Annotated in this window: 6 protein-coding genes; 5 read left to right on the forward strand and 1 reads right to left on the reverse strand. The window is 40.6% G+C overall.

Features of this window, described 5'->3' with window-relative positions:
• Nucleotides 1–32: 32 nt before the first annotated feature.
• Nucleotides 33–1,673 (reverse strand): EAL domain-containing protein, encoded by a 1,641-nt coding sequence (locus J8M01_RS16480; RefSeq protein ID WP_211058689.1) that lies wholly within the window; start codon nucleotides 1,671–1,673, stop codon nucleotides 33–35.
• Nucleotides 1,674–2,035: 362 nt separating this feature from the next.
• Between J8M01_RS16480 and J8M01_RS16485 the strand changes: the two genes are divergently transcribed.
• The 5 genes from J8M01_RS16485 (at nucleotide 2,036) to J8M01_RS16505 (ending at nucleotide 11,954) form a co-directional block, all read left to right on the forward strand.
• A complete protein-coding gene (locus J8M01_RS16485; RefSeq protein WP_211058690.1) occupies nucleotides 2,036–6,175 on the forward strand; it encodes a TOMM system kinase/cyclase fusion protein in 4,140 nt (1,379 codons plus the stop codon).
• 59 nt (nucleotides 6,176–6,234) lie between these two features.
• Nucleotides 6,235–7,602 (forward strand): hypothetical protein, encoded by a 1,368-nt coding sequence (locus J8M01_RS16490; protein ID WP_211058691.1) that lies wholly within the window; start codon nucleotides 6,235–6,237, stop codon nucleotides 7,600–7,602.
• Between the two features lie 95 nt (nucleotides 7,603–7,697).
• Nucleotides 7,698–8,477: a phytanoyl-CoA dioxygenase family protein gene (locus J8M01_RS16495; RefSeq protein ID WP_211058692.1), complete on the forward strand. Its 780-nt coding sequence runs from the start codon at nucleotides 7,698–7,700 to the stop codon at nucleotides 8,475–8,477.
• Between the two features lie 63 nt (nucleotides 8,478–8,540).
• Nucleotides 8,541–9,767, forward strand: a complete 1,227-nt coding sequence (locus J8M01_RS16500) for an amidohydrolase family protein (RefSeq protein ID WP_211058693.1) — start codon at nucleotides 8,541–8,543, stop codon at nucleotides 9,765–9,767.
• Between the two features lie 3 nt (nucleotides 9,768–9,770).
• Nucleotides 9,771–11,954: a TOMM precursor leader peptide-binding protein gene (locus J8M01_RS16505; protein ID WP_211058694.1), complete on the forward strand. Its 2,184-nt coding sequence runs from the start codon at nucleotides 9,771–9,773 to the stop codon at nucleotides 11,952–11,954.
• Nucleotides 11,955–11,983: the final 29 nt, after the last annotated feature.

Genomic DNA, 11,983 nt, shown 5'->3' on the forward strand with positions numbered 1-11,983 from the left:
CACAGAATAAAAATCACGAGTTACCTCTCATTTTAGTATCCGACTAATTCAATTTGTTGAAGTAATTCAGCAAAATAATACCCCTGAGCACCTTGTACACCTAGCTGCTGAAGGCAATTAAGCTCGGCTTGGGTCTCAACGCCCACGGCATAAACAGGTATGCCAACCCTTTCGGCTTGTCGTACTATTTGACGAACACTACGTTGCTGCAATTGATTTGTATCAATATGGTGCACCACTTCAAAAGACAATTTTATGGCTTCCATCGCAGGTATTGCACGCAGTGTTTTACCAGGTAAAACATCGGTTACATGATCCAGCAACACACCTGTTCCCAGTTTTGATAACTGGCTAAAAGCAGATAATAACGCGCGGTGATGATGATAATAGTCATAAGCTGACACTTCGAACTGTACTCGAGAAGCTACGCCACTGTCTGTGATTTTTTTTACTAGCCAACTAACAAATGTTTCATCACACCAGTTGATATAGTGTAAGTTAATACTTACCTTTGTTTTATTGGCTTCTTTCTGTAACACTTTCAACGTATGCGTCACGATAGTCTTATCTAAGGTGTTAATATGCTCACTACTGTGAATTTGTGGAATAAACTGTTTAGCTGAAATTAAACCCAGTTGACTGTGTCTTACTCTAAGCAATGCTTCACTTTGTTTAATATCTTGTTGCTTGAAACAAAACAAAGGCTGAAAAAATAAAACAAACTGCCCTTTATGGATATACGCTATAAAATCATCTTCACTACTTTGCATGGTCGTTGCATGTGTTTTGTTTAACGGTACCATATGCACATGCTGCCACACATTGTTCACAGCAACAGCGAGCGCTGAACGGGCTAACTGGTATACCTGCGTTTGATCTGCTCTTGCTTGATAATAACAGGCACCGATTTTAACCGTTTTACGAGACAAATCTGGACGCATAATTAAAAGCGCCTGAAAAACAACTTCATGTAATCGCTTCTCAATTTGGCTTACATCACCAAAAGGAATGCGCTCAAATGTCACAGCGAGCGCTCCCGAATTAAGGTACTTCACCGAACACTTAGTATAATTAGAAAAATGCTTTGCTAAAATAACGGAAAAGTGCTGCTGAGCGTCTATTTTTGAATCAATGACATACCGCCATTTAACTAACGCAAACACATTAAAAAGTGAGTCGTCCGACTTTCTTGGCTCAATTGCAGCGGGCAGTGCCACACTACTCGAAGTACTCATTTGCCTATTTTGCGAATAGAAGGTTTTTGGCCTCACTCGATAAACTAGCCACCAACGATAACAGAAAACTAAAAAACCAATAAATAACACATTAAAAAAGAGTAACACAGCTGCGTACTGCTCGATTATGGTGGGGTGTGATAAGGTTAATTTCAGTCCGTCAAATACAAATACTTCATGTTCTAATGATCCGCCAACTTCCTCTGATAAGACCGAATCAAAACCATATTGCTGTGCAATTTCTGAAATTTGCTCATTTGTTCTATGCTGTGTCGCTAATTGATGTACCTCTTTTACAATCTCAACCCCCTTTTGATGTGTTTTCAAGTGTAATAAATGAACCAATAAAGCATTCAATATCAAAATAGTTGCAACCGAAAATGCGACAACATACAGCCGTACAACGCGGGAGTTTAACTGCTCTATAAATTGCTTCATTGCATCGCTTAACTTCGCTTTCAGTAGCTTAAGTGTTGTCTAGAAGTATATAAAACTCAAGGTTAGGCTCGATAAAAAGCACAACCCTATAATGTCTAATTAATGACAGGAAAACCCCGATTCACCACATGATATATGTAACGTAACTAAGAATTGAAGGCCTCTTTTGATATTTGTTCAATGTCCAATACGAACACGTTTTACATCTGCGACTTACCATCAGGATCAGTAACCCTCATATAACAACAATTTCCTTAAACATAATCCCTCGACTACACAGTAATTATTGATAAGGGTGTACATTGGATATAATATAAACACAAACTTTTAACAGTTGTACCTCATATGGAATATGTTCGCACATGGCTACGTTAACCACGGACCTAGATATCAAAACAACTTTTCGTTCAGACTATTACAAACTACTTAATAAAATTGGTGAAGGAGGATTTGGGCTCGTTTATAAGGCAAAGCAAGTAAGTACAGGGCAAATTGTCGCAATAAAATTTCTCTCACTGCCACATGAACTGGTTCAAGATAAAAGGCGTCGCTATATCGAGCGCTTTCACCGGGAAGTTGATTTAATTGGCCGCTTGAATCACCCCAATATCGTGCAATTAATCGATAAAGGTCAACAACAAGATTCTCTACTTTACGCCGTGTATGAATACATTGATGGGCAATCACTTCGCGACAAATTAATTAACTCAGGTCCTTTTGAACCCTCAGACGCTGCACATATCATGGCGAGTGTATTAGATGCCCTTGCCCATGCACATGACAAAGGTGTTATTCATAGAGACATAAAACCAGCAAACATAATGCTCTACCGTGTAGGTGCAAATACACACGTTAAAGTACTTGATTTTGGCATTGGGGCATTAAGACACGAAGCTCGTCAGCTTGATTACAAAAGTATTACATTGACGCAAGAAACCTTGGGTACTCCATCTTATAGCGCACCAGAGCAGCTCAGAGGAGAACCTCCAATACCTCAAACTGACATTTATGTTTGGGGACTTGTGTTTTTAGAGTGCCTTACTGGCCAACCTGCCATTTCAGGTAGTAGCTTAGCTGCTATTTTTCATCAACAGTTAAGTCCCTCCAATGTACCTTTAGGGCTTTTAGCGGGCCATGAGTCCGCAAATCTATTGCGTCGTGTATTAAGCAAGAAATCCCAAGAACGCCCAGCAAGTACAACCGAACTTTATCACCATTTTAAAAAGCTGAATTTCTCTAATTTAGTTGGCTCTCTTTCTTTTCAAACCAACCGTGATAATAGAGGAATTGTACAATCTAACGATGACGATGAAACGCAATACTACGATGCTCGCTTATCATATACTCGATTAACTGAGCGAAAACAAGTCTCTGTGCTTTGTGTCATTATTAGCACGGTTCAAGAAGCTACAATCGGCAATGAAGAACAAGACATTCTTGACACGCTCCATGCTGATCAAATGCAGCAATGTATCGATATTGCTGTGAGGTATGGTGCCTACCATGTTGGAAACTTAGGCGATACATTACTGTTCTATTTTGGCTACCCGCAAGTCACCGACAATGATAGTCGTTTATGTAGTCGCACAGCTCTTGAAATTGCCAGCAATTTACATAAAAAAAATGCGTTACTCAAAAAAACACAAGGTGTGACATGTTATGCCCATATGGGCATACAAGTAGGGATGATGGTGAGCCTAGCGAATAACATGCCGGAAGGAAAAACCGCACATGAAGCGATGAACCTGTGTCGACAAGCCCCGCCAAATCAAATTCTTTGCTCTGAAAACGTAAAACATTTGCTAGATGGCTATTTACATTTTGATATGTGCAATCAAGTAAATCTTACTCATAGTCAAAATGACCCAATATTCATTTTACATGGAGAGCGTCAATTAGAGGCTTTTGGGTTTCTTAGAGGCACCAGAAAAAATTCCATTTTTGTTGGTCGCCAGCCTGAACTGAGAACATTACACACCCTACTTACTAGTCAATTAAACCCCGACCGACCTAGGTGTGTACATATTCAAGGTGAAGCAGGTATTGGCAAATCACGTCTAGTTTTTGAGCTGCGCACTCAGAGTAAAGCGTTGCGTCACCTAGTTGCACAATGTTTACCGGAATATAGAAACAATGCGCTGTTCCCTATCATCACGTTGTTAAAATTTAAATATTCGCTTGATGCCCTCACTGATACCCAAGCATTAGGTGTCCTCAAACAGGCAATACAAAGAACATTTTTGACTCAAGAAAAGCAAGAACAAGGGCTGTTAATTTTATCCGCGTGGTTAAATCTTCCATTGCCAGAGCATAATAACGCCTCGAGTTTATCTCCAGAAATACAAAAACAAAGACTATTCGATATTTTAGTGCACCTGTTATGCCAGCCCTCTGAGCTTTACCACAATGGAGCAGCCGTTGTCAGGCATTTGTTTATTTTTGAAGATATGCACTGGGCAGATCCAACCAGCCAGGAATTCATTGGGTACTTTGTTTCAACCAGTGTATTTCGAGAAGGTGCTCACAGCTGGCTAACAACTTCAAGAGAGTCTCAGCCTGCGTCAGTTGACCCTCATTTATTCACTCAGCTATGTGTGCCAAAGCTAAACAAAGAAGATACAACTTCTTTTATCACTTATTTGTTTGACCACCAGCCTCTCGCATCAGGTCTGCTTCAAGTGCTTCAAGAGCGCACTGATGGTATTCCATTGTTTATTGAAGAACTGGCATCATCATTACAAAAACAAAAACTGGTCCATAAAATAAACGGGCAATTTGACTTCGTGAGTGAAGATAAAAAAGCCCTTGTACCCATGACGTTACGAGATTCATTACAGCAAAAGCTTGATCAGCTGCAATCAGGAAAAGACACTGCACAACTGGCGGCAGCAATTGGTCGTGAATTTGATTACGCGCTACTTGTCTCTGCCTCTGACAAAGATGAAGCACAAATACAAAATGATTTACAAGCGTTAATCAATACGGAGCTTGTTTTCCAACAACGGCAAGTGGATGGCGATAATTATATTTTTAAACATGCCTTAGTAAGAGATGCCGCTTATGAAGCGATGTCTCTTCAACAAAAAGAACAAATTCACTTACAAGTAGCTAAGTCTTTAGAGAAGTCGTTGGAATATAATGCCGATTTGTCTATGTCTTTAATTGCTAGGCACTTCTTTTTAGCGAAACAATACCGCGAGGCAACCGAATACGGTTTAAAAGGTGTTCAACAACAAGTCACTTATTCAGCAAACGTCGAGGCACTTGAAGCTACCAAAGAGGTTTTAGACTGGTGTCAACATATTAAAACTCCCACAGTTGCTATGGAGCTAGAAATACAAATCCTCGGTGCTCAAATAGCCCCTGTTTTATCACTAGACGGATATGGAGGAGATAGGGTAGCCCATATAACCCAGCAGATCCCTGCACTTGTAAAACAACTAAATGAGTTAGCGCCGACAGGTAATACACACCTTCGAAAATTAACCAAAGATAAAAGCGACTGGGTATTATTCCTGAATTTATTCTACGAATCACAACGCGAAAAAGCGGGGGTCTTAGGCCGAGAAATGATGGCCGATGCTATTGCGCATAATGACACCCAAAGACACATGATGGTTGCAATGATGTTAGCCGAAGTCTACTTTTTTGATAGTGATATAGACAACGCGTTGGCTTTGCACGAAAAGGCGATATCACTTTGGGATCCTGAGCGCGATAAAAATTGTTACCGCGATTACGGTATACATCCTCATGTACAGAATCTCGCGATGGGTGGGATGTACTACTTGCATAGCGGTGATATTTCCACAGCAGCAATTAGGCTCGCCCAAGCCGAATCATTAATTACTGATGACTTAGATGACATATCTAGAGTCTTTGTCTACTTATTTCAGGCAATTAATGCAATTCACTTAAATGACAACCAACAAATCAAAGACAGTATGCACGCTTATGATCGTCAATATGGTAAAGGAACCTCCGTGGTACATCATACTGTATATCTGAGTGCGCTTTATGCCTTTGCAACGGACGATTTTGAATTAGGCAACTTAAAAACAAATATTATTAGGCAATCTGAGCAAAATATTTCCACCGCTAGATGGTGTACTTTTTTAGCCAAACTGTACATGAAACATCATCACTTTGATGAAGCAATCAAACGCTTTAGAGATAGCTTTGCCATTGCACAGCGGAATAACACATTTATATGGTTTCCATATATCAAAACAACGTTAGCGAAATGCCTATTTTTAAAAGGTTATCATGAAGGAGTAAGCAACCCTGTGAGTAATGAAATCAAGCAACTCTTACATGATTCAATACAATTAGCGTGGCAAAAAAACTCTAGGTGGTCTGCCCTCGAAGCACTGCACTGTTTAAAGGCAATTGCGCCTGAGCTGATGACAAGTGATTACAATCACAAGCTTAAAGAGTTAACCATGTACATGAACGAACGTGGGCTACAAAACGTCACGTATAAACCTGATTTTATATACTAAGCGGTACCTAAGTGCGTTAAGTGCAATCGCATAACCCTAAAAGCAAGAAGGAACGAATAATGAGCAATACGTCTTCAAATATAAATAATATTGTCGTTACTGACAGACTCGTACTGAACCATATATGGCCGAACGTGCTCGCGAGATACTGGCAACGTTGTGATGAAGGAGATTGTGTAAGGTGCCTATATACCATCCTAAAATATGACCTCAACATCCAAAATGTTACAGAAGTATACCGCGATGAACAAGGTAATGTAGTTCCGTCGCCTGCTGGTACGTATGATCCAACATCAGCACATATTGTCAGTACCGTTGGTGAAGAAGTATTAGTGACACTGCAAGCTATTGATAACGACATCACATACAACACCGGCGATTTATTTAAGCCTGTCAATGGGTATGAGCATCTTTTCGGTAAGCTACACGTCAAAATCCCCCCTGTAAATTCGCTTTATCATATGTTTAATGCTGAAAACACCGCAAATAAAAACCAAAGCCAAGCTGATATTATTGCTAACTTTCAATTACTTGGTTTTTACTTCCCACTAAGCCAGCTGTTTGATGACTATGATACAAAAAACCGCCCTGCTACTCCCTCATTTTGTAATGAAAACGCAGGCAAGACAGATCCCGAGCTCGTTCAAAATTGTACCACTAACATCATCGACAGCTTGTCTTGCGCAATTATTTCCTGGTACCTCTTTACATATGACACGAGTAATAATGAGGCATTCATTAAAGGTTTAAAAGCCGAACTATTGAACCTGCTTAGCGCACAGCATAAAAAAGCGGGAGAGCAACCCAATAGTGTTGGGCAATTATTCGACCGTGGTGGGGCTTTCGCCTTCACAGAAGACGCCAACTGGGAATACTTTGTACCTAGGATGGTTGCCTATAATTGGAACAGTCGATGGCAAAAAGCGACGATTCGTTTTTCAAATAGCTTAACGGGTGAAAAGACTTTTAAAACCATTAAAGCGACATTACAAGACTCTAAAACAATTGTTGAGGCACAAGAAAAGATCCGCAGTGAACTTAAACAAGGTTTTTCTAAAAAGCATATCTACCGGGAATTTGTGCATCATTTCCCTCAGCTACAAACCGATATAGCAGACACATTAAAGGCCGCTGGCTTAGAAAAAATTATTAATGAGAATTTTAAAAACACCATCACTGGTGGAGATCAGTTATCTAGCTACCCAGAAATGCTAGAAACTCTAGGATATACCATCCCTCCAGGATTGAAGATTTACATACACTATGCCACTGAGTTGCCAAAAAGCGGCGAAAGGTGGCACCCAGCTGAGTACGCAAGTGAACTTGAAGTCGTACTACCGTCACCACCAGAAATACTCGATGTTGGGGCTTCTGCAATAGCCGATTTTACTGCATTACGCGCCAGCCAGCCATTCACTGTAGGCTAATAAGTATATTGTAAAAAGCTGATATATGAGTACATTACATTGCTAAATCACTCTGTAGTGTACTTACTACCGATTCCATTTTGAACGATAATTGCATGAAGTCTAAAATAGATAACGCACATAATACGAATTATGAACTGGATGGATTCTCTCTGCATCCTCATAGTATTAACCCTGCCGTGGTTGCTGATGCATTAACAGGTACTCAGCAAGTACTCGAAGGCCGTTATGATACTGGTATTGCGCCTTGGAGCACCCCTGATGTAGGCAATGATAATCAAGTGCAAAGAGTTCAACAAATTCACCTTGCTAATTACGCAATAAAAGCATTATTAACTTCCCCTGTAATTGGTCAACTCGCAGCACAAATCACTGGCGCAAGTTGCGTTCAAATTGTACTCAGTCAACTATATTACAAACCGCCAAACAGTGGTCAAGGAGGTGAAGTTGGTTTTCATCGTGATAACGACTATATTTCAGCGTTTACCTCTGGCGTAATAAATGCTTGGTTGCCTCTGGTTGATATGTGTGCAGCAATGGCGCCTCTCACTTATGTAAACCAATCACATTGTTGGCCAAAAAAATCTCGTTACTCTGGCATAGCACAACACAATCTTCACCAACAGCGACAACTGATAAAAATTGATTCTCTCCCCCATCCTTGGATCGAAACGCCTTCGATAACAAATGCAGGAGATATTGCCTTTCATCACCCAAAAACTTTGCATGGCAGTGCCGAAAACACCACTGACACAGGGAGATATGCCGTTAGTATGTGTTTAATAACAGATAAAGTGACGTTCAGTACCAATGAAACACGCGCTAGAGAAATGCTAAAAGACAACACGACATACCCAATAATTTATGAAAAATAGTGCCTGCAATCTCATTCATAAAATTGAAATGACACCGTAACATCATTATAAAGGACAACCCAGATGTATGACTCAGACCGCCATGTTGTAGAGCCTTTCGCTATGTGGCAGCAATATGTTGAAAGTACTATTTTCCAAAAATACCCACTTACCTGTGTATACGACACGCCCGCCAAAAAGCGTGAGCGTATTTTAAAGTTTGGACCTCAGGGTGGCATTGACCTTCCCCCTATATTCACAATTGGCGATATTCCTATCATCAATAATTGGCATGACACAGAGCAACTTGCCAGCGCTTATTTGAATACAGACAGTATTGAACAACGTGAGCAAGCAATGGCGGGGGAGCAGCAACTTGATTCCATGCGGCAAAGTAATATTGATGTAGCGTGTTTATTCCCTACTTTCGCTACTTTTATCGTCAATCATCAACAGCTACCCGCTGAGGTATCTCTTGCTTATGCTGATGCGTATAATCGTTGGCTTCACAATTATTGCCAACATGCACCAAATCAGTTAAAAGCAGTGGGCCTGATCAGTCGCCATAACCCAAGCTCTTTACTTAGACAATTAGAACAAATAATAAGCTATGGTTGGTCTAGTATTGTATTGCGTCCAGAAGTCATCGCAAATCGAGACTTAGGTCACCCTGATTACGAATCTTTTTGGCAAGCATGTGAGTTTAACAATATCGCGGTTGCATTTCATGGCGGCTCTTGCCTTCATGGCTCAACCACCGGAAACCAACGCTTTAGTGCGAGATTCTCATTGCACGCATGCTCTCATCCAATGGAAGCACAAATGGCGTTTGTGGCTTTACTAGAAAGTGGCGTACTAGAACGATACCCAAAATTGAAATTCGCTTTTTTAGAAGCTGGGGCATCTTGGTTACCTTCTTGGTTATGGCGCTTGGATAACATTTGCTTCCCTGAATTTCCAAGCCTAGTAGAGAGTAATATAAAAATGCTACCTTCCGAGTATTTTAAACGCCAATGCTGGGTAGGTATTGAGTTGGGCGAACCTTGTTTACGCGAAGTCATCAATATTATTGGCCATAAAAAGTTATTATATGGCACAGACTTTCCACACCCAGACCATTTGCATTTCACAACTGAGAATATAACTGAACAGTTGAGCGAGTTAAGCGAGACTGAATGCATTGATATCACTATTAATAATGGTCGAGAGTTTTATGAGTTAAAAATTGATGAACACGGGTCCAGTGCGACCAATCTACCTACTGAATCACATCATATCGTAGCAGCTTCACACTTAGAGATGGCAGATTAAACAGTGGCAGTATTTAATGAGCACTATCAGTGGCACCCAAAATTCTTTGTGGCTCCCTACCGGGATACCCACTACCGATTATTGGCAGAGTGCGATACCCACCTGATTGAAATAGAGCAGATGGACGCATTACATTCGATTTTAACGCAAGGTAAAAGTTTAACTGAAATAAGTTCGCTCTGTTCTAGTAAGATCATTGTGAGCCTTAGAACACTTTTGCCAGTACTTGTACAAGCAGGCTTCATTTTACCACGCCAAAGTCTTGCGCAAGTCAGTCATTACTATGTGCCCCAATATACTTTGCCTCCCAAAATAAACAATAATAGTCGCTGGAAAGAAATCGTCTGGTTATCTAAACCTGATTTACCCTTTGATTTTGAAAGCGTCTCCCTCCCTGACTCTATATTGGAGCAAACAAGCCTCGTAATCGTAGACGATTACTTAGATCCGCGACTATCTGCGATTAATCAAGCATATCGTGACAATCAAGTTCAATGGTTAATCATTAAAGTGACGGGGGAGCGCGCGTTTGTCGGGCCTTTGTTTAACCCCTTAGTTGAAAGTGCATGCTGGCAATGCTTGCAGCACCGTATGCTAATTCATAGTGCTTTACGTTGGTTCACTGATAGTCAAGACAATGCTTCCATAGAGCCTTCAGTCCAAGCCTTAGCGCCAATTCCGATTCATTATGATACACATCGTATGCAGCAGTTTAAATCACAGGCCGAAAGAGTCATTCCTGAATTAATGAGTGATCACCACCTCAATACGCTTTATGAAATAAATGACACCACGATGACAATCCATCCGGTCATTAAACGCCCTCAATGCCAAAGCTGCGGAGATCCCCATTTATTCAAACACAATACTAAGCCTATTAAGCTAAGCCCTAGCAAAAAGTTAACCCATCACGATGGTGGCTATAGAACGGTACCAGTAAGTGAGACCCATGATAAACTTCAAAAATTAGTCAGCCCCATTAGTGGTCTACTGACTCACTGCCATACCGAATCAAGCTCTGAAAAGGGGGTCAATCAAATATACCGCAGTGGGTTCTTTCAAGTACCACGTCGACCGCTTTCTTTTGACTCAAAAACTCCGTTGCCTGTTTTTTGGTATAGCTCTATGGGCAAAGGGATTACTCCCATGCAATCTAAAGTTAGCGCATTGAGTGAAGGAATTGAACGTTTAGCATCTCAATATCAAGGCGACGAACCCACACACTTAGCAACTCCACCTAAAAACTCTGATAAATACATACTACCACAGCAGTTATCCCCTTTTTCAGACGCTCAGTATCAACATTTTTCATCCAAAAGTAATGCCCAACATAATTTGTATTCTATACAACCATACGATGGAGATACGCCATTACACTGGAGCCCTGTTTGGTCTTTAGTTACTCACAAACAGTGCTTTGTGCCAACCAGCTTCTGTTATGATCACTGTCCTTTTGAAGATCAAAAATACAGTCGTTTTTACCACAATGGGGGCGCAGCCGGAAATACCTTAGAAGAAGCCCTTTTACAGGGGTTCCTTGAAATCATTGAGCGAGATGCTATTGCCATTTGGTGGTATAACCAAGTACCTAGAAATAGCGTTTGCTTAAAAGGGATCAATAACGAGTTATCACTTCAGCTATCAAATACGCTGGAGCAACATTGCGATTATTGGGTCTTGAATATTACCACCGATTTTAACGTCCCTGTATTTGCAGCAGTCGCACATAACAAAATCACTGAACAATTTAGTTTAGGTTTTGGTTGCCACATTGATCCCACTATCGCGATACACAGAGCGTTAACTGAATTATGCCAAATTTTCGAAATACGACACAATCATACAGCCCCTTTTGATTTTGATGAGATAACCAACAAAGATTTTCTATTTCCTCTTCAATATTCCGCGGAGAGTACTAATGAAATTAGGCGGCCCTATAACTCAGATATTTGTGACGATATACAACACTTACTAGATTGCGCAAAAAGCTTAACACTTGATGTACTCGTACTGAATTACACTCGTCCAGATATGTGTTTACATACAGTAAAAGTAATCATCCCAGGTACATGTCACTTATTCCCTTACTTTGCATCAGAGCGCCTTTATTCTGTGCCTGTATCTATGCAGCTACAAGCCAAGAGAAAACTAGAATCACAACTGAACCAACATGCACTGTTAATTTAACCCAGCTCAATAAGTACCCATGTACTTAC

Source organism: Pseudoalteromonas sp. MMG005, assembly GCF_018101015.1.
Taxonomy (GTDB): domain Bacteria; phylum Pseudomonadota; class Gammaproteobacteria; order Enterobacterales; family Alteromonadaceae; genus Pseudoalteromonas; species Pseudoalteromonas aurantia.